At 62.6% G+C, this 25,356-nt stretch carries 30 protein-coding genes; 14 read left to right on the top strand and 16 right to left on the bottom strand.

Annotated features, from left to right (window positions below; all coding sequences use genetic code 11):
- Window positions 1-2 precede the first annotated feature (2 nt).
- Genes rsmB through def form a run of 3 tightly spaced genes read right to left on the bottom strand, consistent with a single transcriptional unit; the run spans window position 3 to window position 2,809 of the window.
- Window positions 3-1,313, bottom strand: coding sequence for a 16S rRNA (cytosine(967)-C(5))-methyltransferase RsmB (gene rsmB, locus C4Q27_RS11420; protein ID WP_104886845.1), 1,311 nt, complete (start codon window positions 1,311-1,313; stop codon window positions 3-5).
- The gene (fmt, locus tag C4Q27_RS11415) at window positions 1,310-2,242 is read right to left on the bottom strand and encodes a methionyl-tRNA formyltransferase (protein WP_064492538.1); all 933 of its coding nucleotides are present in this window, start codon (window positions 2,240-2,242) and stop codon (window positions 1,310-1,312) included. The genes rsmB and fmt overlap by 4 nt, the downstream gene beginning before the upstream one ends.
- A 60-nt stretch (window positions 2,243-2,302) precedes the next feature.
- A complete protein-coding gene (def, locus tag C4Q27_RS11410) occupies window positions 2,303-2,809 on the bottom strand; it encodes a peptide deformylase (protein ID WP_003253111.1) in 507 nt (168 codons plus the stop codon).
- Window positions 2,810-3,015: 206 nt separating this feature from the next.
- Here def and dprA point away from each other — a divergent pair, with 206 nt between their 5' ends.
- From dprA to C4Q27_RS11385, 4 genes are all read left to right on the top strand, one after another.
- Window positions 3,016-4,113: a DNA-processing protein DprA gene (gene dprA, locus C4Q27_RS11405; RefSeq protein ID WP_019436826.1), complete on the top strand. Its 1,098-nt coding sequence runs from the start codon at window positions 3,016-3,018 to the stop codon at window positions 4,111-4,113.
- Between the two features lie 42 nt (window positions 4,114-4,155).
- Entirely contained in the window at window positions 4,156-4,713 is a 558-nt protein-coding gene (locus C4Q27_RS11400) for an L-threonylcarbamoyladenylate synthase (RefSeq protein WP_010951476.1), read from the top strand.
- 334 nt (window positions 4,714-5,047) lie between these two features.
- Window positions 5,048-5,542: a hypothetical protein gene (locus tag C4Q27_RS11390; protein ID WP_064492537.1), complete on the top strand. Its 495-nt coding sequence runs from the start codon at window positions 5,048-5,050 to the stop codon at window positions 5,540-5,542.
- A gap of 428 nt (window positions 5,543-5,970) precedes the next feature.
- Window positions 5,971-6,288, top strand: a complete 318-nt coding sequence (locus C4Q27_RS11385) for a hypothetical protein (RefSeq protein ID WP_104886844.1) — start codon at window positions 5,971-5,973, stop codon at window positions 6,286-6,288.
- A gap of 127 nt (window positions 6,289-6,415) precedes the next feature.
- Here the strand turns inward: C4Q27_RS11385 and C4Q27_RS11380 are convergent, their stop codons facing one another.
- Window positions 6,416-7,393: an NADPH:quinone reductase gene (locus C4Q27_RS11380; RefSeq protein WP_064492535.1), complete on the bottom strand. Its 978-nt coding sequence runs from the start codon at window positions 7,391-7,393 to the stop codon at window positions 6,416-6,418.
- Window positions 7,394-7,527: 134 nt separating this feature from the next.
- Between C4Q27_RS11380 and hemF the strand changes: the two genes are divergently transcribed.
- Both hemF and aroE read left to right on the top strand, forming a co-directional pair.
- Window positions 7,528-8,439 carry an oxygen-dependent coproporphyrinogen oxidase gene (gene hemF, locus C4Q27_RS11375; RefSeq protein WP_104886843.1) on the top strand — a complete coding sequence of 304 codons (912 nt, stop codon included), beginning with the start codon at window positions 7,528-7,530 and terminating at the stop codon, window positions 8,437-8,439.
- A gap of 25 nt (window positions 8,440-8,464) precedes the next feature.
- Window positions 8,465-9,289 carry a shikimate dehydrogenase gene (gene aroE, locus C4Q27_RS11370; RefSeq protein ID WP_003253098.1) on the top strand — a complete coding sequence of 275 codons (825 nt, stop codon included), beginning with the start codon at window positions 8,465-8,467 and terminating at the stop codon, window positions 9,287-9,289.
- A 129-nt stretch (window positions 9,290-9,418) separates the two neighbouring features.
- On the opposite strand, the gene C4Q27_RS11365 is transcribed toward aroE, so the two are convergent.
- The 3 genes from C4Q27_RS11365 to betC form a co-directional block, all read right to left on the bottom strand.
- Window positions 9,419-10,984, bottom strand: a complete 1,566-nt coding sequence (locus tag C4Q27_RS11365; protein WP_104886842.1) for a SulP family inorganic anion transporter — start codon at window positions 10,982-10,984, stop codon at window positions 9,419-9,421.
- Window positions 10,985-11,128: 144 nt separating this feature from the next.
- Window positions 11,129-12,052 carry a choline ABC transporter substrate-binding protein gene (choX, locus tag C4Q27_RS11355; protein ID WP_003253093.1) on the bottom strand — a complete coding sequence of 308 codons (924 nt, stop codon included), beginning with the start codon at window positions 12,050-12,052 and terminating at the stop codon, window positions 11,129-11,131.
- 14 nt (window positions 12,053-12,066) lie between these two features.
- On the bottom strand, window positions 12,067-13,584 hold the full coding sequence (betC, locus tag C4Q27_RS11350) for a choline-sulfatase (protein ID WP_104886841.1): 1,518 nt from the start codon (window positions 13,582-13,584) through the stop codon (window positions 12,067-12,069).
- A gap of 108 nt (window positions 13,585-13,692) precedes the next feature.
- On the opposite strand from betC, the gene C4Q27_RS11345 reads away from it, so the two are divergent.
- Window positions 13,693-14,592, top strand: coding sequence for a LysR family transcriptional regulator (locus C4Q27_RS11345; RefSeq protein WP_104886840.1), 900 nt, complete (start codon window positions 13,693-13,695; stop codon window positions 14,590-14,592).
- A 32-nt stretch (window positions 14,593-14,624) separates the two neighbouring features.
- Here C4Q27_RS11345 and C4Q27_RS11340 read toward each other — a convergent pair whose 3' ends face one another.
- Window positions 14,625-15,242, bottom strand: coding sequence for an NAD(P)-dependent oxidoreductase (locus C4Q27_RS11340; RefSeq protein WP_064492531.1), 618 nt, complete (start codon window positions 15,240-15,242; stop codon window positions 14,625-14,627).
- Window positions 15,243-15,294: 52 nt separating this feature from the next.
- On the opposite strand from C4Q27_RS11340, the gene C4Q27_RS11335 reads away from it, so the two are divergent.
- Window positions 15,295-15,627, top strand: coding sequence for a DOPA 4,5-dioxygenase family protein (locus C4Q27_RS11335; RefSeq protein WP_020189868.1), 333 nt, complete (start codon window positions 15,295-15,297; stop codon window positions 15,625-15,627).
- A 120-nt stretch (window positions 15,628-15,747) separates the two neighbouring features.
- Here the strand turns inward: C4Q27_RS11335 and trpA are convergent, their stop codons facing one another.
- Together trpA and trpB are read right to left on the bottom strand one after the other, a co-directional pair.
- Entirely contained in the window at window positions 15,748-16,557 is an 810-nt protein-coding gene (gene trpA / locus C4Q27_RS11330) for a tryptophan synthase subunit alpha (protein ID WP_064492530.1), read from the bottom strand.
- A complete protein-coding gene (gene trpB / locus C4Q27_RS11325) occupies window positions 16,554-17,771 on the bottom strand; it encodes a tryptophan synthase subunit beta (RefSeq protein WP_010951489.1) in 1,218 nt (405 codons plus the stop codon). The genes trpA and trpB overlap by 4 nt, the downstream gene beginning before the upstream one ends.
- Window positions 17,772-17,881: 110 nt before the next feature.
- Here trpB and C4Q27_RS11320 point away from each other — a divergent pair, with 110 nt between their 5' ends.
- Window positions 17,882-18,778, top strand: a complete 897-nt coding sequence (locus tag C4Q27_RS11320) for a LysR family transcriptional regulator (RefSeq protein WP_064492529.1) — start codon at window positions 17,882-17,884, stop codon at window positions 18,776-18,778.
- On the opposite strand, the gene C4Q27_RS11315 is transcribed toward C4Q27_RS11320, so the two are convergent.
- Window positions 18,775-19,098, bottom strand: a complete 324-nt coding sequence (locus C4Q27_RS11315) for a YqjD family protein (RefSeq protein WP_003253078.1) — start codon at window positions 19,096-19,098, stop codon at window positions 18,775-18,777. The two genes, C4Q27_RS11320 and C4Q27_RS11315, sit on opposite strands and share 4 nt — an antisense overlap.
- Before the next feature lie 150 nt (window positions 19,099-19,248).
- On the opposite strand from C4Q27_RS11315, the gene C4Q27_RS11310 reads away from it, so the two are divergent.
- Together C4Q27_RS11310 and C4Q27_RS11305 are read left to right on the top strand one after the other, a co-directional pair.
- Window positions 19,249-19,464, top strand: a complete 216-nt coding sequence (locus tag C4Q27_RS11310; RefSeq protein ID WP_003253076.1) for a dodecin — start codon at window positions 19,249-19,251, stop codon at window positions 19,462-19,464.
- Window positions 19,465-19,564: 100 nt separating this feature from the next.
- Complete coding sequence (locus tag C4Q27_RS11305) at window positions 19,565-19,786, top strand: DUF1161 domain-containing protein (protein ID WP_064492528.1); 222 nt, start codon at window positions 19,565-19,567, stop codon at window positions 19,784-19,786.
- A gap of 71 nt (window positions 19,787-19,857) precedes the next feature.
- Here C4Q27_RS11305 and C4Q27_RS11300 read toward each other — a convergent pair whose 3' ends face one another.
- Window positions 19,858-20,862 carry an LLM class flavin-dependent oxidoreductase gene (locus tag C4Q27_RS11300; RefSeq protein WP_064492527.1) on the bottom strand — a complete coding sequence of 335 codons (1,005 nt, stop codon included), beginning with the start codon at window positions 20,860-20,862 and terminating at the stop codon, window positions 19,858-19,860.
- Window positions 20,863-21,014: 152 nt separating this feature from the next.
- Here C4Q27_RS11300 and C4Q27_RS11295 point away from each other — a divergent pair, with 152 nt between their 5' ends.
- Both C4Q27_RS11295 and C4Q27_RS11290 read left to right on the top strand, forming a co-directional pair.
- Window positions 21,015-21,440 carry an OsmC family protein gene (locus tag C4Q27_RS11295; protein ID WP_104886839.1) on the top strand — a complete coding sequence of 142 codons (426 nt, stop codon included), beginning with the start codon at window positions 21,015-21,017 and terminating at the stop codon, window positions 21,438-21,440.
- Between the two features lie 75 nt (window positions 21,441-21,515).
- A complete protein-coding gene (locus C4Q27_RS11290) occupies window positions 21,516-21,749 on the top strand; it encodes a DUF1161 domain-containing protein (RefSeq protein WP_020191563.1) in 234 nt (77 codons plus the stop codon).
- 35 nt (window positions 21,750-21,784) lie between these two features.
- On the opposite strand, the gene C4Q27_RS11285 is transcribed toward C4Q27_RS11290, so the two are convergent.
- Both C4Q27_RS11285 and C4Q27_RS11280 read right to left on the bottom strand, forming a co-directional pair.
- Window positions 21,785-22,198, bottom strand: coding sequence for a hypothetical protein (locus tag C4Q27_RS11285; protein WP_064492526.1), 414 nt, complete (start codon window positions 22,196-22,198; stop codon window positions 21,785-21,787).
- Between the two features lie 55 nt (window positions 22,199-22,253).
- The gene (locus tag C4Q27_RS11280) at window positions 22,254-22,667 is read right to left on the bottom strand and encodes a hypothetical protein (RefSeq protein ID WP_020191562.1); all 414 of its coding nucleotides are present in this window, start codon (window positions 22,665-22,667) and stop codon (window positions 22,254-22,256) included.
- 85 nt (window positions 22,668-22,752) lie between these two features.
- Here C4Q27_RS11280 and C4Q27_RS11275 point away from each other — a divergent pair, with 85 nt between their 5' ends.
- Window positions 22,753-23,829 carry an aminopeptidase gene (locus C4Q27_RS11275; protein WP_064492525.1) on the top strand — a complete coding sequence of 359 codons (1,077 nt, stop codon included), beginning with the start codon at window positions 22,753-22,755 and terminating at the stop codon, window positions 23,827-23,829.
- A gap of 106 nt (window positions 23,830-23,935) precedes the next feature.
- Here C4Q27_RS11275 and C4Q27_RS11270 read toward each other — a convergent pair whose 3' ends face one another.
- The gene (locus C4Q27_RS11270; RefSeq protein WP_064492524.1) at window positions 23,936-24,586 is read right to left on the bottom strand and encodes an HAD family hydrolase; all 651 of its coding nucleotides are present in this window, start codon (window positions 24,584-24,586) and stop codon (window positions 23,936-23,938) included.
- 121 nt (window positions 24,587-24,707) lie between these two features.
- Window positions 24,708-25,256, bottom strand: coding sequence for a gamma carbonic anhydrase family protein (locus C4Q27_RS11265; RefSeq protein ID WP_004575263.1), 549 nt, complete (start codon window positions 25,254-25,256; stop codon window positions 24,708-24,710).
- Window positions 25,257-25,356 lie beyond the last annotated feature (100 nt).

The raw sequence follows: 25,356 nt of genomic DNA, 5'->3' as shown, positions 1-25,356 counted from the left end.
TCTTATCCGCGCGAGGCGGTGATCTTGATCAGCTTGGCATAGTAGAAACCGTCGTGGCCGCCTTCCTGGGCCAGCAACTGACGGCCGTGGGGCTGGCGCAGGCCGGCTTCGGTCGCCAGGTCCAGCTCACGAGCGCCCGGGGTGCGCGCGAGGAAGGCTTTGATCACTTCAGTGTTCTCGGTCGGCAATGTGGAGCAGGTGGCGTATAGCAGCATGCCGCCCACTTCCAAGGTCGGCCACAGGGCATCGAGCAGCTCGCCTTGCAGTGTGGCCAAAGCCGGAATGTCGTCGGCTTGGCGGGTCATCTTGATGTCCGGGTGGCGGCGAATCACGCCGGTGGCCGAGCACGGCGCGTCGAGCAGAATGCGCTGGAATGGCTTGCCGTCCCACCAGCTGGCAGTGTCGCGGGCATCGCAGGCGATCAGCTCGGCGTCCAGTTGCAGGCGGTCGAGGTTTTCTCGCACGCGGGTCAGGCGCTTGGCTTCGAGGTCGATGGCCACCATGTGCGCCAGGCCAGCCTCGGCCTCCAGCAGGTGGCAGGTCTTGCCGCCCGGTGCGCAGCAAGCATCGAGCACGCGTTGGCCGGGGGCCAGTTCCAGCAGGTCGGCAGATAGCTGCGCGGCTTCGTCCTGCACGCTCACCCAGCCTTCGGCGAAGCCTGGCAGGCCGCGCACGTCGCAGGCTTCAGCCAGCACGATGCCATCCCGGCTGTACTGACATGCGCTGGCGCCAATGCCTGCTTCGGCCAGCAGTGCCAAGTAGGCATCGCGGCTATGGTGACGGCGGTTGACCCGCAGAATCATCGGAGGGTGGGCATTGTTGGCGGCGCAGATGGCCTCCCACTGCTCTGGCCAGAAGGCTTTCAGCGCCTTCTGCAGCCAGCGCGGGTGCGCGGTACGCACCACCGGGTCGCGCTCCATGCCGGCGAGCAGTTCCTCGCCTTCGCGCTGGGCACGGCGCAGCACGGCATTGAGCAGGCCCTTGGCCCACGGCTTCTTCAGTTTGTCGGCACAGCCCACGGTCTCGCCGATGGCGGCATGGGCCGGAATGCGGGTGTAGAACAGCTGGTACAGGCCGACCAGCAGCAGCGCCTGAACATCGGCATCGGCTGCCTTGAAGGGCTTTTGCAGCAGCTGTGCGGCCAGCAGGTCGAGGCGTGGCTGCCAGCGTGCGGTGCCGAACGCCAGGTCCTGGGTCAGGCCGCGGTCGCGTTCATCTACCTTGTCCAGTTGCGCCGGCAGCGAGCTGTTCAGCGAAGCCTTGCCGCTGAGCACAGCGGCCAGCGCACGGGCGGCGGCGAGGCGTGGGTTCATTGGCCCAGCACCTTGCCAGCGGCGAACTTCTCGCGGCGGCTGTTGAACAGGTCACTGAAGCTCAATGCCTTGCCGCCAGGCAGTTGCAGGCGGGTCAGGCTCAGGGCTTGGTCCCCGCACGCAACTACGAGGCCGTCCTTGCTGGCGGAAAGTATCTCGCCTGGGGCGCCTTGGCCTGTGGACAGGTTGGCGGCCAGCACCTTGACGCTTTCACCATCCAGAGTGCTGTGACACACCGGCCATGGGTTGAAGGCGCGGATCAGGCGTTCCAGCTCGACAGCGGGGCGGGTCCAGTCGATACGCGCTTCGTCCTTGTTCAGTTTGTGCGCGTAGGTGGCCAGGGCATCGTCCTGTATTTCGCCTTGCAGCGAACCGTCAGCCAGGCCGGCGATGGCCTGAACCACTGCGGGCGGGCCCATTTCGGCCAGGCGATCGTGCAAGGTGCCGCCGGTGTCCTCGGCGCTGATCGGGGTGACTACCTTGAGCAGCATCGGGCCGGTGTCCAGGCCGGCCTCCATGCGCATCACGGTCACGCCGCTTTCGGCGTCGCCAGCTTCCACGGCACGCTGGATCGGCGCGGCACCGCGCCAGCGTGGCAGTAGGGAAGCGTGGCTGTTGATGCAACCCAGGCGCGGGATATCCAGCACCACCTGCGGCAGGATCAGGCCGTAGGCGACCACTACCATCAGGTCTGGTTTGAGTGCGGCCAGTTCGGCCTGCGCATCGGCGTTGCGCAGGGTCTGCGGCTGGAACACCGGGATGTCATGGGCCACGGCCAGTGCCTTGACCGCACTTGGCATCAGCTTCTGGCCACGGCCGGCCGGGCGGTCGGGCTGGGTGTAGACGGCCACGATCTCGTAGGGGCTGTCGAGCAGGGCCTTGAGGTGTTCGGCGGCAAACTCTGGAGTGCCTGCAAAGACGATGCGCATGGAGTTCTCGCTTCAAAAAAGAAAAAGGCTTGCCGGAGCAAGCCTTCAGGAAGGTGGGGATCAGGCTTGCTGGCGATGCTGCTTTTCCAGCTTCTTCTTGATCCGGTCGCGCTTGAGCTGCGACAGGTAGTCGACGAACAGCTTGCCGTTGAGGTGATCGAATTCGTGCTGTACGCACACCGCCAGCAGGCCTTCGCATTCCAGTTCGAACGGCTTGCCGTCGCGGTCCTGGGCCTTGACCCGGACACGCAGCGGACGGTCGACGTTCTCGTAGAAGCCCGGTACCGACAGGCAGCCCTCCTGGTACTGGCCCATGTCATGGGTCAGCTCTTCGACCGACGGGTTGATGAAGACGCGCGGTTCGCTGCGGTCTTCGCTGAGGTCCATGACCACAACCTGCTTGTGCACGTTCACCTGGGTAGCGGCCAGGCCGATGCCAGGGGCTTCGTACATGGTTTCAAACATGTCGTCGATCAGCTGACGCAGGGCGTCGTCGAACTCCGTCACCGGTTTGGCGAGGGTGCGCAGGCGCGGGTCCGGGAATTCGAGAATGTTCAAGATGGCCATAAGGTCAGGCAGTCACTGTGCGTTCGGTTGAAAACTGAGCACACATAATAAAGGGAAACGGGGATTTCGGCACCTGGCAAGCTCGTCTAGGGTGACTATGGGCTTGATAGCCCCCAATCAATGGACAGCTTTTCAAAGTGTTACTCACAGAGTTATCCACAGGTTGTGCCACGTAATTGGCCCCCTTTCGATCAAGGATGATCTCAATGCCCAGTCACCATTCGTCGCCCTGCCCGCCTGCCGAACTGGAGGCACGCTTACGCCTGCATCGCCTCCCCGAGGCTGGACTGCGACGCTTTCGAACGTTGCTCGAAGCCTTCGGCAGTGCCTCCTCCGCGCTCAGTGCTCCCGCTTCGGCCTGGCGAGCGCTGGGCATTCCCCAAGCCACCATCGATGCCCGGCGCAGTGCCGAGGTACGCGATGGCGCACTGGCCGCAATGGCTTGGCTGGAGCGCCCTGGCCAGCATTTGCTGATGTGGGACGGCCCAGACTACCCAGCTTTGCTGGCAGAAATCGACGATGCCCCGCCGCTGCTTTTTGTCGCTGGCGAACCTGCCTTGCTCGATCGTCCTCAGCTGGCGATCGTGGGCAGCAGACGTGCCACACCCCCGGCGCTCGACACCGCCCGGGCATTTTCCCGCTACCTCGCGCAGGCTGGTTTCACCATTACCAGCGGGCTGGCGGTAGGTGTCGACGGTGCCGCTCATCGGGCCGCGTTGCAGGCTGGCGGCGGCACGATTGCCGTGCTCGGGACGGGGTTGCAAAAACTTTATCCACAGCGCCATAGGGACCTTGCGCAGGCGATGATCGACAACGGCAGTGCGCTGGTTTCCGAGTATCCCCTGGATGCCGGGCCGCTGCCCGGCAACTTCCCCCGGCGCAACCGCATCATCAGTGGCCTGTCGCTCGGTGTGCTGGTGGTCGAGGCGAGCCTCGCCAGCGGCTCGCTGATCACGGCGCGCCTGGCGGCGGAACAAGGCCGCGAGGTGTACGCCATTCCGGGCTCCATTCATCACCCGGGGGCCAAGGGCTGTCACCAGCTGATCCGTGATGGGGCGCTGCTGGTGGAAACTGTGGAGCAGATCCTGGAAAGCTTGCAGGGTTGGCAGAACCTGCCGCCTGCGGTTGTGGACAGATTCGACCACCCCCTGCTCGCCCTGCTGCATGCCGCACCCCAGACCAGTGAAAGCCTGGCCCACTGCAGCGAGCAGCCGCTGGCCGACGTGCTGGCGCAGTTGACCGAGCTGGAGCTGGAAGGCCGGGTCAGCAATGAAGCCGGGCGTTGGTTTGCCCGTGCGGGCTAAGTACACTGCTCACATGCAAGGTATATAGGCGGAGAAACAGCAATGGTGAGCAGTTTTCGTGTGCAACAAGCCGCACGTGAGATCCGGGCGGGCGCGGTGATCGCCTACCCGACGGAAGCGGTCTGGGGCCTGGGCTGCGACCCATGGAACGAGGACGCGGTGTATCGCCTGCTGGCGCTGAAGTCGCGTCCTGTGGATAAAGGGCTGATTCTGATCGCTGACAATATCCGTCAGTTCGACTTCCTGTTCGAGGACTTCCCCGAAGACTGGATCGACCGCATGAGCAGCACCTGGCCGGGGCCGAACACCTGGCTGGTGCCGCACCAGGACCTGTTGCCCGAATGGGTGACCGGGCAGCATGACACGGTAGCGCTGCGGGTCAGTGATCACCCGGTGGTGCGTGAGCTGTGCGCGCTGGTGGGGCCGCTGATTTCCACCTCGTGCAACCCTGGCGGGCGCCCGGCGGCGAAGACCCGCTTGCGGGTTGAGCAGTACTTCCATGGCCAGTTGGACCTGGTGCTGGGTGGTGCGCTGGGCGGGCGGAAGAACCCGAGTGTGATTCGCGACCTGGCAACCGGCGAAGTCGTTCGCCCGGGTTGATACCAATCCACACGCCTGGCTCGGGTCTCGGGCCCCTGTGGGAGCGGGCGCGCCCGCGAAGAATACAACTCGGTGCCTGGCACGGGCTTCGCCCGTGTTCGCGGGCATGCCCGCTCCCACGAGGTTAGGGCCAATTCACCGCAGATTTTTCTGATTATGTCTCGAATGGCTGTCCGGTACTGAGTTTGGGAAATTTCTTACTCCCTGCGTCCCCAGTCTTCACCTTCCCTGCATAAACCCCAGCCTCTAGCTTGCTAGCCATGCGTCGCACGTGCGGCGCTCGATCTTTGACGCTAGCAAGAACCGTCGCCAATCGGCGGGAGTACTGGGGAACATGCCGCTATTCGAAAATGCCGAGTACCTGATAAGGGCGAATCTTGAGCAGCTTGCGTCCAACCACCGGGTCAGGGCGGTGGAAATTGGTAGGTTCACCGCTGATCAGTTTGACGCGATCAATAGGCAGAAGGACGGGCAGGATTTGCCACAGCTTGAGGACCCAGGCATCGTTTTCATCGGTAGCCATGCCTACAGAAGCCGGGTAGTACGAGATGGTTACACCATCGATGACATGATTCTGCAGATCAAGGCAGCACTGGCTGCGACGTCGATCTGGAAGAGTGCCACGCACATGACTGCCCTTCGCAGCACGTTTGGTCGCGATGATGGCTATGGTAACGAGGTCTTCGATGAGGCGATTTTTGAACTGACGGCCCGCAAGCCCAAGGCAGAGCTCTATTCCATCATCCCGAAAGGGGATAGAAACAAGCCAAAAAATAAAGGCCGCTTAAGCGGCCTAAATGGCGGGGATGCACTCGCCCGGATAACTTGAAACTCAACCGGCGCACCAGCACATCCTCAAGCAGAAAGGCTACGCTTCCGAATCTGTACGGTCAAGCCGGGATCTTTTTCTCGCGTGCTATAGATGGGCCTTCTGTGGCTTTCTACGTGATCAGGGTTTTCTGATTTTTGCCAAAATGTCTGTCCAGCTGGGCACTTCGGAAATATCCTACGACCCGCGTCTCCTTCCATCACCTTCTAAGTGGGAACCTCTGCCTCTAGGCTCTATCCGTCGCCGAATAACTTGGCGATCGGGTGTGGTAGCCCGGATGCATTTTTTCCATGACAGTCTATGGTGGCTGTGCGTGGGAGGCTTTCGAGCCTGCCTGGATTGGAAAATGCCCGGGTCTACCACCTCGCGTACAGTCGCCACCCATTCACGTGGTAGTGAGGGTTGGCGGCCTTGAGGAGCATTTTCCAATGATGAAGAAAATAGTCCCCGATCCACCTCTCCCATGCACCTCCACCCGCCCCTTCGGCCACTGCGATGCCGGCCACGATCCACTCTTCACCGTCAACCCAAACATTTCTGCCGAGGACGCTCTGGTCCACGTAGCCCTTTACCTGCGCAGCGCTTACGAAACCGGCTACAAAGCTTTGGACTACATGCGTGAAGAAGGCCGTGGCATGTTCTGGTCGAACCTGCATGCGATTGAGATGGCAGAGGGTGTGATCGAGGCGATACTCGATGGCATCGAGTCGTCTCCACCGCCGACAAACCGACCCTCACAGGCATAGCGAAGCTATCGAAGCCGACGCAGTACCTGTGGGAGCGGGCTTGCCCGCGAACACCGGCAAAGCCGGTGCCATCCATTGCGGTGGCTTCTTCGCGGGTAAACCCGCTCCTACAGGGGATGTGTGTGGCTCAGGGGATTAGTACAGTCGATCCTACAGTCCGCCGCGCCGACAGCTCTGCCTGCGCCTTGGCCGCCTCGCTCAGTGGATACCGCTGCTGGATATCCACAACCAGCTTTCCGCTCGCAATCATCGCAAACAGGTCATCGGCCATGGCCTGGGTGTTCTCGGCATTGTTGGCATAGGTGGCCAAGGTCGGCCGGGTGACATACAGCGAGCCCTTCTGCGCCAGAATCCCCAGGTTCACCCCGCTCACCGCACCGGAAGCGTTGCCAAAGCTCACCATCAACCCACGCGGGCGCAGGCAGTCCAGGGAGGTCAGCCAAGTGTCGGCGCCCACGCCGTCATACACCACAGGGCATTTCTTGCCGTCGGTCAGCTCCAGTACGCGCTTGGCCACATCTTCACGGCTGTAGTCGATGGTCGCCCAAGCCCCCAGCGCCTTGGCCCGCTCTGCCTTCTTGGCAGAGCTCACGGTGCCGATCAGCTTGGCGCCCAGGGCCTTGGCCCACTGGCAAGCCAGCGACCCTACACCACCGGCTGCGGCATGGAACAGGATCACATCACCCGCCTTCACCTCATAGGTCTGCTTCAGCAGGTACTGTACGGTCAAACCCTTGAGCATCACCGCTGCCGCCTGCTCGAAGCTGATGGTGTCCGGCAGCTTGACCAGGTTGGCTTCCGGTAGCGTATGCACCTCGCTGTAGGCGCCCAGCGGGCCGCCGGCATGTGCCACACGGTCTCCTACCTTCAGCCGGGACACGCCTTCGCCCACGGCCTCTACCACACCTGCCGCTTCGGTACCCAGGCCAGAAGGCAGGGACGGCGGCGCATACAGCCCGCTTCGGAAGTAGGTATCGATGAAGTTCAGGCCGATCGCATGGTTACGCACACGCACCTGCTGTGGCCCGGGCGGGGTGGGTTCGAATTCCACAAACTGCAGCACTTCCGGGCCGCCATGCTGGCTGAACTGGATACGCTTGGCCATCTCGCACTCCTGTAGTCGGGATCGGGAAAGGCCTTCTATCGGACGCCTTTGCTTGGTCGTCGTCAACTGCGGCGCGCGCGCTGGCGGTGGTATGCTACGCGGCGAATTCTTCCCTGCCCGTTCCTGGTGACCCGATGACTAGCCGCACCGAGGCCGTGAAAGCCTACCTGCTCGACCTGCAAGACCGCATCTGCTCTGCCCTCGAAACCGAAGACGGCGGTGCCCGCTTCGTCGAGGACGCCTGGGTGCGCGAAGCCGGTGGCGGGGGCCGCACGCGGGTGATCGGCGACGGTAAGGTGATCGAGAAAGGCGGAGTCAACTTCTCCCATGTGTTTGGTGCCGGCCTGCCTCCCTCGGCCAGCGCCCACCGCCCTGAACTGGCGGGCCGTGGCTTCGAGGCCCTGGGGGTGTCGCTGGTGATCCACCCGCACAACCCGTATGTGCCTACTTCCCACGCCAATGTGCGGTTCTTCATCGCCGAAAAGGAAGGTGAAGAGGCCGTATGGTGGTTCGGCGGCGGCTTCGACCTGACGCCGTACTATGGCAACGAAGAAGACTGCATCCACTGGCACCGCGTGGCCGAACAGGCCTGCGCACCGTTCGGCGCCGACGTGTATCCGCGTTACAAGGCCTGGTGCGACCGCTACTTCCACCTCAAGCACCGTGGCGAGCCACGCGGCATCGGCGGCCTGTTCTTCGACGACCTGAACGAGTGGGACTTCGACACCTGCTTCGCTTTCATCCGCGCCATCGGCGATGCCTACATCAACGCCTACTTGCCGATCGTCCAGCGCCGCAAAGACACGCCTTACACCCCGCAACAGCGCGAGTTCCAGGAATACCGCCGCGGCCGCTACGTGGAGTTCAACCTGGTCTATGACCGCGGCACCCTGTTCGGCCTGCAGTCCGGTGGCCGCACCGAATCCATCCTCATGTCGCTGCCACCGCAGGTGCGTTGGGGTTATGACTGGAAGGCCGCGCCCGGCAGTGAAGAAGCGCGCCTGACAGAGTACTTCCTGCAGGACCGCGACTGGCTCGGCCAGTAAGCCTGTGGATAAACAAGGAGCCGTCATGGACCAGTACGTCGTTTTTGGTAACCCCATCGGCCACAGCAAGTCGCCGCTGATCCACCGCCTGTTCGCCGAGCAGACCGGTCAGGACCTGGAATATGCCACGCTGCTGGCGCCACTGGACGAGTTCAGCGACTGCGCGCGCGGCTTCTTCAAGCAAGGCAGTGGCGGCAATGTCACCGTGCCGTTCAAGGAAGAGGCCTACCGCCTGTGCGACAGCCTGACCCCGCGTGCCCGGCGCGCAGGCGCAGTGAACACGCTGAGCAAGCTGGCTGATGGCACCCTGCAGGGCGACAACACCGACGGCGCTGGCCTGGTGCGCGACCTGACGGTGAATGCCGGGGTCGAGCTGGCGGGCAAGCGCATTCTCATCCTCGGTGCCGGTGGCGCCGTGCGCGGCGTGCTGGAGCCTATTCTGGCGCACAAGCCGCAGTCGCTGGTGATTGCCAACCGTACCGTGGAAAAGGCCGAGCAGCTGGCGCGCGAGTTCGATGAACTGGGGCCGGTGGTGGCCAGCGGGTTTGCCTGGTTGCAGGAACCTGTGGATGTGATCATCAACGCCACCTCGGCGAGCTTGGCCGGGGAATTACCACCGATTGCCGACAGCTTGGTCGAGGCGGGTCGTACGGTTTGCTACGACATGATGTATGGCAAGGAGCCGACGCCGTTTTGCCAGTGGGCTACCAAGCTGGGGGCTGCCAAGGTACTGGATGGGTTGGGGATGCTGGCTGAGCAGGCAGCTGAAGCCTTCTTTATCTGGCGTGGCGTGAGGCCGGATACGGCGCCGGTGTTGGCTGAACTGCGCCGGCAACTCGCTCGGGGCTGAGATGGCCGGGGCCGCTTGGCGGCCCTATCGCGACGCAAGGCCGTTTCCACAAAGTACGTCGTACGCCGATCCTCTGTGGGAGCGGCCTTGCGTCGCGATGGGCTGCAAAGCAGCCCCAGAATCCCAACCTCATTCCTCAAACCGGATCGGGCACAACTCCACCCCTTCCAGCTTCTGCAACTCCTCGATCACCTGCGGCCTGGCCCGGTGCAAGGTCAAACTCCCCCCCAATCGCCGCAACCGCCGCGCCTCGCGGTGCAACATGTCCACACCCGAGTAATCGATGAAATTCACCTGCCGGGCATCGATCACTACATGCGGCCCTTGGCAGCGCTGCAAGCGCACCTGCAGGTAATGCGCCGCACCAAAGAAAATCGACCCACCTACCCGCAATACATCCGCGTCCCCTTCACGGCTTTGTTGGATCCGTGGTCGTGAGGTGCGCTTCAAATAGAAGAACAGCGAAGCCAGCACGCCGGCATAGATGGCCGTCTGCAGCTCCAGCAGCAATGTCGCTGCCGCCGTCAGCGCCATCACCAGAAACTCCGAGCGGCTGACCCGGAACAATGCACGGATCCCTCGGTGGTCCACCAACCCCCAGCAGATCAGCAGAATACTGCCGGCCATGGCCGGTATCGGCAGGTGCGCGATCAGGCCGGCGCCAGTCACCGCGAACAACGCCACCCACAGCGCCGAAAACACCCCGGCCATGGGCGAGCGGGCGCCCGCCTCGTAGCTCAGGCCCGAGCGGGTGAAGGAGCCGGCAGACAAGTAACCCGAGAAAAATGCACCGGCAATGTTCGACAGGCCCTGTGCGCGTATTTCCTGGTCCGGGTCGATTAGTTGTTCTGAACGTGCCGATAACGAGCGAGCAATCGACAGACTGGTGACCAACCCCAGCATGCCTACCGCCACGGCGCTGGGCAGCAGACGCAACATGAGCTCCACGTCCAGCAAAGGCAGCGGGCTGAAAGGCGGGAGTTGCCCGGTGAACGCTGCCACCCGCGGTACATGGCCAAAGAAGCCCGGCATCAGCCAGGCCAGCAAGCTGACCAGGATCAGGCTTATCAACAGGCTCGGCCAGCGTGGGCGCCAGAGTTTGAAGGCCACACCGATCACTACGGTGGCCACGCCCAGCAGCAAGGAAGGCAGGTCGACCTCGCCTGCGTGGCTGGCCAGGTCTTGCACGGTCATCAGCGCGGTGGCCTGGCTGGGCAGGGCCATGCCCAGCAGGTTGGGTAGCTGGCCCAAGGCAATGACGATGGCGGCACCCAGCGTGAAGCCGAGCACCACGGAATGGGAGACGAAGTTGACCAGCGCACCGAAGCGCAACAGCCCGAGCAGCAGCTGGAAAATGCCGCCGAGGAAGGTCAGCAGCAACACAAGCGTGATGTAGTCAGCGCTGCCGGCCACGGCCAGCGGGCTGATGCTGGCGTAGAGCACGATGGAAATGGCAGCGGTCGGGCCGCAGATCAGGTACCAGGAAGAACCCCACAGGCAGGCGATAAGTACCGGCACGATGGCGGCGTAAAGCCCGTATTCGGCGGGCAGGCCGGCGATCAGGGCGTAGGCGATGGATTGCGGCAGGGCGAGGATGGCGCCGCTCAAGCCTACCAGCAGGTCCTGGCGCAGGCTGCGGCCCGATTGGCGGGGAAGCCAGGTGAGGAAGGGCAGCAGTAAAGAGAGGCGATGCATGGGTTATCCACAATCCTTAAGGGGTCGCCAAGCCCTGTGGGAGCGGGCATGCCCGCGAAAAAGCCAACGCGTTGCTTGGCACCGGCTTTGCCGGTGTTCGCGGGCGCGCCCGCTCCCACAGGGTTGGTGTGTTGCTTTGTGAGATTACAGTTTGGCTTTGACGGCCTCCAGGGCATCCCCATCGGCCTTGGTGGTAACTCCGGCCAACCACCCATCCAACCGTTCAGGATGCGCTTTCACCCAGGCCTTGGCCGCTTCATCGAAGCTGATCTTCTTGTCTACCACCTCGGCCATGATGCTGTTTTCCATGTCCAGTGTGAACTTGAGGTTACCCAGCAGCTTCGCGGCATTCGGGCAGGCTTGTGGATAACCCTTGCGCGTCAGCGTATATACCTCGCCCTTGCTGCCGAACCACTTTTCCCCACCGGTCAGGTAATGCATTTTCAGCTTCACGTTCATCGGGTGCGGGGTCCAGCCAAGGAAGGTGATGAATTGTTGCTTCTTCACCGCCCGGTCGACCTGGGCCAGCATCGCCTGCTCGCTGGACTCCACCAGCTTCCACTGGCCGAGGTTGAATTCATTCTTGTCGATGATTGCCTTGAGCGACAGGTTGGCCGGGGCGCCGGAGCCGATTCCATACAGCTTTTTGTCGAACTGCCCGGCGTGTTTCTGCAGGTCAGCGAAGTCCTTCACCCCGGCATTCCACACATAGTCGGGCACTGCGAGGGTGAACTCGGTTCCCTCCAGGTTGCGCGACAGCTGCTGCACATCGCCATTGGCGATGAACTTGTCATGGAAGCCTTGCTGCGCCGGCATCCAGTTGCCGAGGAAGGCGTCGACCTGGCCGTCCTTGAGGCCGCCGTAGATGATCGGTACGGCCAGGCTGTCGATCTTCACCTGGTAACCCAGGCTTTCCAGTAACAGGCGTGCCACGGCATTGGTCGAGGCAATATCACTCCAGCCGGGGTCGGCCATTTTCACGGTACTGCATTGCGCATCGCTGTCTGCGGCGTGGGCCGTGGTGGCGCTCAGGGCCAGGACGAACACGGCGGCGGAGAACTTGTGCATGGCGGCCTCTCTTCTCAATCCAGGGGGGCGGGCTGTGGATAACGTGCCTTGCGCTCGAGGTCATCGAGATCGATGTGGTTGCGCATGTACTGTTGGCTGGCGTCCACCAGTGGTTGGTGATCCCAGCTTTTCAGCTTGCCGATGGCCAGCGCTTCGGCCACCAGGCGGCGGCGGCGCTGGCTGGCCAGCACCTGCTGGCGCAGGCTGGGGATGTCCCAGCGCTGTTGCGCTTCATCGACAAATGCCTGCAGCAGCACCTGGTGGTCCGGGCTGCCGGTGAGGTTCTCCCGCTCGTGCGGGTCGCGGCTCAGGTCATAGAGTAGGCATGGGTCGTCTTCGCTGTACACGAACTTGTAGGGCCCGCGGCGGATCATCATCAGCGGGCCGACGGTGCCTTCGGCCATATACTCGCCGATCACCTCGTCGTGACCGCCCTGCCCTTGCAGATGGCCCAGCAGTGAGCGGCCGTCCAGCTGCAGGTCTTTATCCACAGCGCCGCCAGCCAGTTCGACCAAGGTTGGCAACAGGTCGCAGGTCGACACCGAGGCAGTGACCCGGCCCGCCGCGAAGCGCTTCGGCGCATGGATCAGCAGCGGCACCCGCGCCGACATTTCGAACCAGTGCATTTTGTACCAGAGGCCACGTTCGCCAAGCATGTCGCCGTGGTCGCCGGAAAACACGATCACTGTGTCATCGGCCAGGTTGCATTCCTCCAGGGTCTGCAGCAATTGGCCGATGTTGTCATCGATATAGCTGCACGCGCCGAAGTAGGCGCGGCGGGCGTCGCGAACCTTATCCACAGGCAGTGGCTTGTTCCACAGGTCGTAGACCTTCAGCAGGCGCTGCGAATGCGGGTCGAGTGCTGCCTGGCTGAACTCGGCACGGGGCATGGGGATATCCACCCCTTCGTAGCGGTCCCAGTAGCGTTTGGCAATGGTGTAGGGGTCGTGCGGGTGCGTCATCGAAACGGTCAGGCAAAATGGCCGGCCATCGTTTTCGCGCACATGGTCGTACAGGTACTGACGCGCCTTGAACACTACCTCCTCGTCGAAATCCAGCTGATTGGTGCGCACGCATGGACCGGCCTGCAGCACCGAGGACATGTTGTGGTACCAGCTTGGACGCACATCGGGTTCGTCCCAGTTCACCGCCCAACCGTAGTCGGCCGGGTAGATGTCGCTGGTCAGGCGTTCTTCATAGCCGTGTAACTGGTCCGGGCCGCAGAAGTGCATCTTGCCCGACAGCGCGGTGCGGTAGCCCAGGCGACGCAGGTAATGGGCGTAGGTCGGCACATCGGCAGGGAAGTCGGCCGCGTTGTCGTAGGCGCCAATGCGGCTGGGCAACTGACCGCTGACCAGGGTGAAGCGTGATGGCGCGCACAGTGGGCTGTTGCAGTAGGCCGAGTCGAACACCACGGCTTGCTCGGCCAGACGGCCGAGGTGCGGCATCTTGATGGGCGAAGGGCCGTAGATCGGCAGCAAGGGCGCGGCCATCTGGTCGGCCATGATGAACAGGATATTCGGACGCGTCATAGTGGCTTCCATCGTTGAGGGTTATGCGAACTGCTTGCCTACCAAGATGCGACTGTGGATAACATGGGTAAAGCCCATGGCGGGCAATGACTGGGATTAGCCAAGCTTATGTTTGAGCACCTTGCTGGGTTGTCGCTGGATACCTTGCGCGTATTCGAGGCCGCTGCGCGCCTACGTGGCTTTACTGCTGCGGCGCTGGAGTTGGGTACCACGCAGCCGGCAGTGAGCCAGCAGGTGAAGCGCCTGGAGGCACAGTTGGGCACGCGCCTGTTTGACCGCATTTACCGGGGCATCGAGCTGACCGAGGCTGGCCAGGTGCTGTTCGAACAGGTGCATCAGGGGCTGCAGGCTATGGATGACGGTATTGCCCAGGCCGGCGGGCGCGGCCAGCGCGAAGTGCTGCAGGTCGCCACCGACTTTGCCTTTGCGGCGTTCTGGCTGATGCCAAGGCTGCAGCGCTTTCATGAGGCTTATCCTCAGGTGGATGTGAGCCTGGTGACGGGTGAGCGCAGCCAGGGCATGTTGCGCCCGGACATTGATGTGGCGGTGCTGTTTGGCGATGGACGCTTTCACCAAGGAGAAAGCCGCTGGCTATTCGATGAGGAAGTGTTCCCGGTGTGCAGCCCCCATCTGACTCATGGCAAAGCCTTGTCAGCTGTGGCTTTGCAACGATTGCCGCTGCTGCATTTGAAGGGCGAGCAGGCCAGCCGCTGGTTTGACTGGGCGGGGGTATTTCGTGGGTTTGGTGTGGACAGCCCACCGCCGGCGGGGCAGCTGCGGTTTGATAACTATACCTTGCTGATTCAGGCAGCGATTGCCGGGCAAGGGGTGGCGATTGGCTGGGCGCACCTGGTGGACAGGTTGGTGGAGCAAGGGTTGCTGTGTCGGCCGCTGGAGGGGAGTTTGCGCTCGGAACGCGGCTATTACGTAGTCTTACCGCCGCGCAAGCGGCGTGGGGCGTTGATCGAGCGGTTCGTGGATTGGTTGGAGCAGGAGCGCAGCCTTTGAGATTTTGGGGCCGCTTTGCGGCCCCCGGCAATTTAGACCACGAAGTTCAGGTGCTCGCCCCGGTGCAAGTCCAGCTCCAGCATGTCCACCATCCCCGCTGCGATCCTGGACAATCGCCGCAACGGCTCAGCCAGCCCAGGCTCCAGCGTGCCTTCGGTACTGCGAAAATGCTCCATGCCCAACCCGGCCAGTTCCTCCGGTGCATTGATCAGCGTCCAGTGCAAGGCACTGCGCTGCAACCCATCAACCACCTGGGCCACGCATTCCCGTTCCACCTCGCTGTACTTGCCCGGCTCATCCAGCACATCGAAATCGCCCACAAGCAGTAGCCGGCGTATAGTCGTACGCGAAAGCCCCGCCACCAGCGCCTCGCTCAAGCGTGCCTGCCCCGGCAGGTCACCCGGCGCCAGCGCTGGTAACAGGGCGATCACCGCCGAGCCGCCCGCTGCGCCCTGCTCCGCCTGGTGGGCATCACCCAGCCCCCCTATCTTGAAGTGCAGGCCCGGACGCGGCGAATGGCGGTTGAGGTCGTCGACCACGGCGATGACTTCGTGCTGGCGCGACAGCAGCTCGACCATCAGGGCATTGCCCAGGCTGCTTTCAGGCCCGAACAGGACCAGTTTGAACACTGGGGTTTCGGCGTTTTTCACTGCATCACTCCCGTTGCAGGTGGTGATGGTTGGACCGCAATCAGGAGTTATCGTGCAGAGGATCAAGGGTTATCACGCCCACGTTTATTACGACGCAGCCACCATGGAGCAGGCCCGCGAACTGTGCGAGGAGGCGGCGCGGCTGTTCCCGGTGACCATGGGGCGCATGCATCAGAAACCGGTTGGGCCGCATCCGGACTGGAGTTGCCAGCTGGCGTTCGGGCCCGAAGTGGTGGGAGTGGTTTTGCCTTGGTTGGCGCTGTACCGCAAGGGCCTGGTGGTATTCATGCATCCGGAAACCGGGGATGAACTGGCGGATCACCGGGATCATGCGATCTGGATGGGGGCCGTGCGGCCATTGAATCTGTCGGTTTTTGGGGGCTAGGCGGGGGTTGCCTGTGCTGGCCTCTTCGCGGGTGAACCCGTTCCTACAACGATATCGCAGAGCCAGAGGGTGGCACTGGCCCCGTAGGAGCGGGTTTACCCGCGAAGCAGACGACGCGATTTAGCGGCGTGCGCCACGCACCCCTTCAGCCAATGCCGAGCACAGGCTCAATACATCAGTCACCGCCTGATCGGCGCTTTTGGCCTGGGCGATCTTGTCGACCAGTGCCGAGCCCACCACCACACCATCCGCCAAGCGGGCAATGTTCGCAGCCTGTTCCGGCGTGCGAATGCCGAAGCCAACGCTGATCGGCAGATCGGTATGCCGGCGCAGGCGGGCAATGGCTTCGGTCACATGCTCGGTGGTCGCCGAACCGGCACCGGTCACACCAGCCACCGACACGTAGTAGACGAACCCGGAGCTGCGCTCCAGCACGCGCGGCAGGCGCGCGTCGTCGGTGGTCGGGGTGGTCAGGCGGATGAAGTCGATGCCTGCGGCCTGGGCCGGGGTAGCCAGTTCGGCGTCGTGCTCTGGCGGAAGGTCGACGATGATCAGGCCATCGACGCCCGCTGCCTTGGCTTGAGCCACGAACGTGTCCACGCCAAAGCGGTGAATAGGGTTGTAGTAACCCATCAGCACGATCGGCGTGGTCTGGTTATCCACACGGAATTCGCGAACCATCTGCAGGGTCTTGGCCAAGGTCTGGCCAGCTTCAAGGGCGCGCAGGGTGGCCAGCTGGATGGCCACGCCATCGGCCATCGGGTCGGTGAACGGCATGCCCAGCTCGATCACGTCGGCGCCAGCAGCCGGCAGGCCCTTGAGGATCTGCAACGAGGCGTCGTAGCCCGGGTCGCCAGCTGTGACGAAGGTGACCAGTGCCGAGCGGCCTTCGGCCTTCAGCTCGGCGAAGCGTTGTTCAAGACGGCTCATGCCTGTTTCTCCTGGGCGGCCATGTGGTTCATGACGGTTTGCATGTCTTTGTCGCCGCGGCCCGACAGGCACACGACCATCAGGTGGTCCTTGGGCAGCTTCGGTGCGCGCTTGATCGCTTCGGCCAAGGCGTGGGAGCTTTCCAGGGCTGGAATGATGCCTTCCAGACGGCAGGTTGCGTGGAACGCATCCAATGCTTCGTCGTCGGTGATGCTGACGTACTCGACGCGCTTCACCTCATGCAGATAGGCGTGCTCCGGGCCGATGCCCGGGTAGTCCAGGCCTGCGGAAATCGAGTGGGCATCGGTGATCTGGCCGTCTTGGTCCTGCAACAGGTAGGTGCGGTTGCCGTGCAACACGCCCGGTACGCCGCCGTTCAGGCTGGCGGCGTGCTTGTCGGTGTGTACGCCGTGGCCACCGGCTTCAACGCCGATGATCTGCACGCTCGGCTCTTCGAGGAACTCATGGAACAGGCCCATGGCATTGGAGCCGCCGCCGACGCAGGCAACCAGGCTGTCTGGCAGGCGGCCTTCCTTCTCTTGCAACTGGGCACGGGTCTCTTTGCCGATGATCGACTGGAAGTCGCGCACCATGGCGGGGTACGGGTGTGGGCCAGCCACGGTGCCGATCAGGTAGAAGGTGTCTTCGACGTTGGTAACCCAGTCACGCAGGGCTTCGTTCATGGCGTCTTTCAGGGTGCCGGTGCCGGCGGTAACCGGCACGATCTCGGCGCCCAGCAGCTTCATGCGGAACACGTTGGCCTGCTGGCGCTCGATGTCGGTGGCGCCCATGTAGATCACGCAAGGCAGGCCGAAGCGCGCGGCGACAGTGGCGGTGGCGACACCGTGCATGCCGGCGCCGGTTTCGGCGATCAGGCGCTTTTTGCCCATGCGCTTGGCCAGCAGCACCTGGCCGATGCAGTTGTTCACCTTGTGCGCGCCGGTATGGTTGAGCTCTTCACGCTTGAAGAAAATCTTCGCCCCGCCGCAATGCTCGGTCAGGCGCTCGGCGAAGTACAGCGGGTTGGGGCGGCCGATGTAGTCGCGCTGAAAGTAAGCCAGCTCTTCAAGGAACTTGGGGTCTGCCTTGGCCGCTTCGTATTCGCGGGCCAGGTCCAGCACCAGTGGCATCAGGGTTTCGGCCACGTAGCGGCCGCCGAACGAGCCGAACAGGCCATTGGCGTCGGGGCCGGGGCGGTATTGGGACTGGGTCATGGGGCGCTCCGGGGCGTAGTGAATGAGTGATGAGCTTTACTCTAACCACGGCAAGCTCGGCTGAAAACCGATAAGATTGCGTAAACTTGTCAGAAAAACTCACAGGTAAAATGGCCCACGACCTCCCTCCCCTCAATGCCCTGCGCGCCTTCGAGGCTGCCGCCAGGCTGAACAGTGTCAGCCAGGCGGCGGAAGCGCTGCACGTCACCCACGGCGCTGTCAGCCGGCAGATCAAGGTGCTTGAGGAGCATCTGGGCGTAGCCCTGTTCGTCAAGGACGGGCGTGGCATCAAACTCACAGATGCCGGTATGCGTCTGCGCGATGCCAGCGGTGAGGCCTTCGACCGGCTGCGCAGCGTGTGTTCCGAGCTCAGCCGTGATGTGAGCGAGGCGCCATTCGTGCTGGGCTGCTCGGGCAGCCTGCTGGCGCGGTGGTTTATCCCGCGACTGGGCCGGTTGCAGGCGGATTTGCCTGAGCTGCGCTTGCACCTGTCGGCGGGTGAGGGCGACTTGGACCCGCGGCGGCCCGGGCTGGATGCGTTGCTGGTGTATGCCGAGCCACCGTGGCCGGCGGACATGCAGGTGCACGTGCTGGCCGAAGAATGCATCGGGCCGGTGCTCAGCCCACATTTCGCAGGTTTCCAGCGCTTGCAGGGGGCGCCCGCCAAGGCATTGTTGGGCGAAGCCTTGCTGCACACCACTTCACGCCCGCAAGCGTGGCCTACCTGGGCGGTGCAACAGGGCCTGGACCCGACGGCCATTCACTATGGTCAGGCTTTCGAGCACCTGTATTACCTGCTGGAGGCTGCCGTGGCCGGATTGGGCGTGGCGATTGCACCGCAGCCACTGGTCGCCGATGACCTGCGGGCGGGCCGTTTGAGTGCGCCTTGGGGCTTCTCACCTACCCAGGCGGCGCTGGCATTGTGGGTGCCACGGCGCGCCGCAGACGGGCGCGCCGAGCAGTTGGCGCAGTGGTTACGGGCGGAACTTGCGCGGCAGAGCGCTTAGTTTCGCTTGCATATCAGGTAGGCCGCCAGCAGGCCCAGCGCACCAATGGCCACACCGGCGGTGGTGTATGGGTGCTCCTGGGCGTAGTCCCGGGTGGCTATGCCGGTCTGTCGGGTGCGCTGCTTCACTTCCTCGTACGCATCGCTCAGTAGGCTGCGCGAATGACGCAGTGCGCTTTCAGCGTTGCTGCGGATTGCCTTCACCGACTTCTGGGACTCTTCCGACGCATCATGCTTGAGGTGTTCCAAGCTTTTCAGAAGGCTCTCGATCTCCGCTTCCATGCTTTCCAGGGATGTTTTACGCAGCGAGTTGCGGTGCATGTTGACTCTCCTTTGCAGTATGGGCTGTAAGGATTGCGACCCTTGGGCTGCGTGAAAGTGCGATCGAACTTTCGCTGACAGTGACCGCTCGCAGGTAAACCAGGCCTGCGCTGCTAGGCTGAATCTCACTGTCAACCACGGAGAGCACTCATGACCGATCATCACACCTACAAGAAAATCGAACTGGTCGGGTCTTCGCCCACCAGTATCGAAGAGGCGATTAACAATGCTCTGGCCGAAGCCGGTAAAAGCATCAAGCACCTGGAATGGTTCGAAGTGGTCGATACCCGCGGCCATATCCGCGACAACAAAGCGGCGCACTTCCAGGTCACGCTGAAGGTCGGCTTCCGTATCGCCAATAGCTGAAACAACGTTGGGTTGTATGATCCCGGCGTGATGAGGTATTCAGAAAAGGGGCGCCTTGGTGGGGCCCCTTCTGATTTCATCTGCACAAGGAACGCGAGTGATGAACAAACTGATTCTGGCGCTGGGCCTGATGACCCTGGCCGGTGGTGCGCTGGCAGCGGGCAAACCGTGCGAGGAACTGAAGGCGGAAATTGCGGCCAAGCTGGATGCCAAGGGCGTCACTGGCTACAAGCTGGAGATCGTCAAGAAAGGCGAGCCGGCGGGCAAGGTGATTGGTAGCTGCGAGGCCGGTAGCAAGGAGATTGTTTACCGCCGCGGCTAATGTGTTTGCTCATTCGCGGGCTTGCTCGCTCCCAAGTCAACCTATGGGAGCGGGCGAGCCCGCGACGAGGGTCACTCGGTCTTGAGGGCCTGCGCCATCAGCTCATATGACCGAATGCGGTCCGCATGCTCATACAGGTCACAGGTAAAGATCAGCTCATCCGCACCCGTCTGTTCCAGCAGCACTTCTACCTTGGCCTTTACCTTCTGCGGGCTGCCGATCATGGCCAGCCCCAGGAAGCTGCCCACCGTCTCTCGCTCATGGGGCAACCACAGCCCATCCATGCTTTCCACGGGTGGCTTCTGCATCAGGCTCTGCCCACGAATCAGCGCCAGGATGCGCTGGTAGACCGAGGTGGCCAGGTATTCGGCCTTCTCGTCGGTCTGCGCCACCACCATGGGAATGCCCAGCATCACATACGGCTTGTCCAGCGTGGTCGAGGGCTTGAAATGGTTGCGGTACACGCGAATGGCCTCGTGCATGTAGCGTGGCGCGAAATGCGAGGCGAAGGCGTAGGGCATGCCGCGCATGCCCGCCAGCTGGGCACTGAACAGGCTGGATCCCAGCAACCACATCGGCACGTCGGTGTCGTACCCCGGTACGGCGATCACTTTTTGATCATCAGTGCGTGGCCCGAGGTAGCGCGAAAGCTCCTCGACATCGTCCGGGAAGTCGTCCGGGCCGCCAGCGCGGTCGCGTCGCAGGGCATAGGCCGTCATCTGGTCCGAACCCGGTGCACGGCCCAGGCCAAGGTCGATACGCCCCGGATACAGGCTGGCCAAGGTGCCGAACTGCTCGGCGATCACCAGTGGCGCATGGTTGGGCAGCATCACCCCGCCAGAGCCCACGCGAATACGTGAGGTCCCCCCGGCCAGGTAGCCGATCAGCACCGAAGTCGCCGAACTGGCGATGCCGTCCATGTTGTGGTGCTCGGCCACCCAGAAGCGGTTATAGCCAAAGCGCTCGACATGCTGCGCCAGGTCCAGCGAGTTGCGCAGCGATTGCGCGGGGCCAGCGTCGGCGCGTACGGGCACCAGGTCCAGGGTGGAAATCTTCAGGTCACGCAGCTGCGTCATGGAGCCTCCGCAAAAGTGATTGGCCAGAGGCCTTTTTGACTCTGTATGGGCGCGTTCGTTGGATTCAATGCCTGCAAGCATATTGCTCTGAACTTGCGGCAGGCGGCAGGCCTCTGAACCCTAGGTAAGCAACCCAGTGACCAGGAGGCATCATGAAAAAGACAGCATCGGCGATCTGGCAAGGTGGCCTGAAGGATGGAAAAGGTCTGCTTTCTACCGAAAGCGGCGCACTCAAGCAGAACCCTTATGGCTTCAACACGCGTTTCGAGGGCACGCCCGGCACCAACCCGGAGGAGCTGATTGGCGCGGCCCATGCCGGTTGCTTCTCGATGGCGCTATCCATGATGCTCGGCGAGGCGGGGCTTACCGCAGAGCGGATCGACACGGCTGCAGAGGTGACGCTCGACAAGCAAGCTGACGGTTTTGTCATTACCGCGGTGCATCTGGTGCTCAGGGCCAAGGTACCTGGGGCCAGCGAGGCTCAGTTCCTGGAGATTGCCAACAAGGCGAAGGAAGGCTGCCCGGTGTCCAAGGTTTTGAATGCAAAGATCAGCCTGGATGCGGCGCTGGTGGGGTGAAACGGTGCAACGGTGGTGGTTTGCTGTAGTCTAAAGAACGTCGGCAGCGCCACTGCCCTTTCCAGGAGCCGTTCCATGATTCGCGTAGCTATCGCTGTGTTGGCTTCCCTTGTCGCCACGTCTGCGCTGGCGGCCGTCAAGCCATGCGAGGAGCTGAAAGCCGAGATCGAGGCCAAGATCCAGGCCCAAGGGGTTTCGTCCTACACGCTGGAGATCGTGCCCAACAGCGAGGTCAAGGACCAGAACATGGTCGTCGGGACCTGCGATGGCGGGACGAAGAAGATCATCTATCAAAAGAACGATCGATAAGCATCAGGGCCCGGGGCTGCGAAGCAGCCCCACACTCACGGGATGCAGAACACGTCGCTAGGCTCGTTCACCACCACCTTGCGGTTGGCGTCATACAGCAGCACCTGCGGCTCCATCACCGGCGCCCGCGCTTCCAGGCGATAGCGCTCGCCGGCCTTGAAGTTGTCAAAGCGGACGGTCAGGTAGCAGGTTCGGTCCCTGGGTTGTGACATGAGGCCGCCCGAGTAGATTTCATAATCGAAGCGCACCACCAGTTCATGCTTGCCCGGTGTCACCTGAAAGTAACGGCCATCGTCCAGGCGCTTGCCATCGAGGCGGTCGGCCATGATCACCCGACCGGGGGTCATGGTGTACAGATCGACCCAAGCCTGCTTGGGGTCGACGGGCGGCAAGGGGCTGGCGCAAGCCCCCAGTGTACTGAGGGCGATCAGCATCATGGGCTGGCGCATGGCAAAACTCCCACTTGCGATTTACAAGTAACAAGCATAGCGCCGTTTGTGCAGTTCAGGTGCGCTGACAACCCGCCGGCAGCCCTTGACCCAGCAGTTTTTGCTGGTGGTCGTAGAGTTTTATCCAAGGGCGGAAGCCAATGCTGCCAGCCTGCAGCTGATAACGCTGCCCGGCGCTGAAGTCCTTGAAGGTCAGCTTGACCTGGCAATCGCGCCACAGTGGCTCATCGACGGGGCCGATATTGCTGGGGTTAACCGGAAACTGATAGCGCACGGTCAGTTCGTGGCTGCCGGGTTGAACCTCGAAATAGCGGCTGTCAGCCCAGTCACGCTCATCGACCTGCACGGCGTCTAGCGAAGTATTGTCGTAGCGGGTGAGGTCGATCCAGGCCTGGTTCGGGTCTGGGTCTGGCAATGTTGAACAGGCAGAGATCAACAACACTGAGCCGGCGACCAATAATGCACGCATGGCGAAACTCCCCCTTGGCGAGATAGTCTTGGAGCGAAATGGTCTTGAGCGAGTCAGACAGTCCCGGATGCTTCGACTTTTTCTTATGCAGCGCTCAGGCCTTGGGGCACTCGACCGCATTTTCACCCGTTTGGTTCCGCTGCTTGCGGCGTTCCTGCTGAACGGTTGCAGCAATGTCTCCTACTATGGGCAGCTGGCCCAGGGCCAGTGGCAGTTGCTGCGGGCGCGGCAGCCTGTAGAGCAGGTATTGGCCGACCCTGCTACCCCTGCACCCTTGCGCGCGCACCTGCAACAGGCCGAACAGGCGCGGGTGTTTGCCAGCCAGCAATTGAAACTGCCAGACAACCGCAGCTACCGGGTATATGCCGACCTTGGCCGCCCCTACGTGGTATGGAATGTGTTCGCCACACCCGAGTTGTCGTTGCAACCGGTAACGCACTGCTTTCCGATTGCCGGGTGCGTGGCGTACCGCGGCTACTACCAGCAAGGCGCGGCGCGAGGTGCGGCGGCGTTGATGCGTCAGGATGGCCTGGATGTGTACGTGGGCGGCGTGGAAGCATATTCGACCCTGGGTTGGTTCGATGACCCGATTTTGTCGTCGATGGTGGGCTGGGGCGATGAGCGCCTGGCTACGTTGATCTTTCATGAACTGGCCCACCAGCGCTTCTATGTGCAGGACGATACCGAGTTCAATGAATCGTTTGCCTCGTTCGTCGAGCAGGAAGGCACGCGGCAATGGCGGGCGGCGCGTGGGCTGGCGGCGGTTGACGCAGGGCAGAGGCAGCAGCAGCGTGACCAGTTCATCCGCCTGGTGCTGGCCTGTCGTGAGCGGTTGCAGGCCATTTATGCCGGGCCTTTGGATGATGCGCACAAGCGCCGGGCCAAGCAGGCCGAGTTTGAGCGTTTGAGGCGTGAATACCGGCAGGTGCGTGATGGCCAGTGGGGTGGTGACAAGCGCTATGACGCGTGGATGTATGGGCCGATGAATAATGCCAAGTTGTTGCCGTTCGGGCTCTATGACCAGTGGGTGCCGGCGTTTGCGGCGCTGTTTCGTGAGGTGGGTGGGGATTGGGTTCGGTTTTACGCGCGGGTCGAGCATTTGGGGCGGTTGCCGATTGAAGAAAGGAAAGCGGCGTTGCAGCGTCTGATGGTTAGCCTTTGAGATTTTGGGGCCGCTTTGCGGCCCATCGCGACACAAGGCCCCCACAAAGGCCCTGCGTACGCCGATCGAGGTGGGAGGGCCGGCTGCAAAGCAGCCCTGCTGGTGCTCAAGCCTTGATAAAAGCCTGATGCAAATCGGCTACCGTGGCGAAGTGGAAAGCGGGTTCTTCTGCCATCAGCTCTTCCCGGCTCCCAAACCCGTATCCCACCGCGACGGCTTGCAGCCCGTTTCTGCGCGCGCCGATCAGGTCATGCTTGCGGTCCCCGATCATCAGGGTTTGCGCCGGGTCCAGCCCTTCTTCATCCAGCAAATGGCGAATCAGCTCGACCTTGTTGGTGCGCGTGCCGTCCAGTTCACTGCCGTAGATCACCTTGAAGTGATGATCGAAAGCAAAGTGCCGGGCGATTTCGCGGGCGAACTCCCACGGTTTGGAGGTGGCAATGTACAGCGTGCGGCCCTGCCCGGTCAGGGCCTCAAGCAACTCCGGCACACCTTCGAACACGAGGTTCTCGTATAGACCGGTCACGCGGAAACGCTCCCGGTAGAAGTTCACCGCATCCCAGGCCTTGGCTTCGTCGAAGCGGTAGAACTGCATGAAAGCCTGCAGCAGGGGTGGGCCGATGAAGTGTTCGAGGCGGGCCAGGTCTGGTTCGTCGATGCCCAGCTTGGCCAGGGCGTACTGGATCGAGCGGGTGATGCCCAGGCGTGGGTCGGTCAGGGTGCCGTCGAGGTCGAAGAGGATGTTTTGCTGGTGCATGTACAGGGTTCCACTTGAGTGCTGCGTGGCCTTCTTCGCGGGCATGCCCGCTCCCACAGGTACAGCGCAGGCCTTGATGGCTCCACTGAACCTGTGGAAGCGGGCGTGCCCGTGAATGCGGTCATTCAGGTTGATCGTAGCCTTCGGCCAGGTGCTGGTCCTTGAGCTTCACGTAGTTGCCGGCGCTGTAGGAGAAAAATGCGCGCTCCTTGTCGTTCAGCAGCCGGGCCTGTTTCACCGGGCTGCCCATGTACAGGTAGCCACTGACCAGGCGTTTGCCCGGCGGCACCAGGCTGCCAGCGCCAATGATTACTTCGTCCTCGACGATGGCACCATCCATGATGGTGCTGCCCATACCCACCAGGATACGGTTGCCCAGGGTGCAGCCATGCAGCATCACCTTGTGCCCGATGGTCACTTCGTCGCCGATGATCAGCGGGAAACCGTCCGGGTTGAAAGGCCCGGCGTGGGTAATGTGCAGCACGCTGCCGTCCTGCACGCTGGTGCGCGCGCCAATGCGGATGCGGTGCATGTCGCCGCGCACCACGGTCAACGGCCAGACCGAACTGTCTTCACCGATCTCCACGTCGCCCAGCACCACCGCCGAACGGTCGACGAAGGCCCTGGGCCCAACTTTCGGAGTGTGTTGCTGGAAGCTGCGAATGGCCATGATAGCGTCTCTCATCTGTGCCGATAGGCAGGCTGCCTGCTGCGGTCGGCGTCGATTGTAATTAAGATGGGGCAGTGTTTCTTCTGCCAAGGTATCCAAA

This window comes from Pseudomonas sp. SWI36 (assembly GCF_002948105.1).
Classification (GTDB): domain Bacteria; phylum Pseudomonadota; class Gammaproteobacteria; order Pseudomonadales; family Pseudomonadaceae; genus Aquipseudomonas; species Aquipseudomonas alloputida.
Note: the sequence above shows the minus strand (reverse complement) of the source record. Positions and strands in the feature narration are given on the sequence as shown.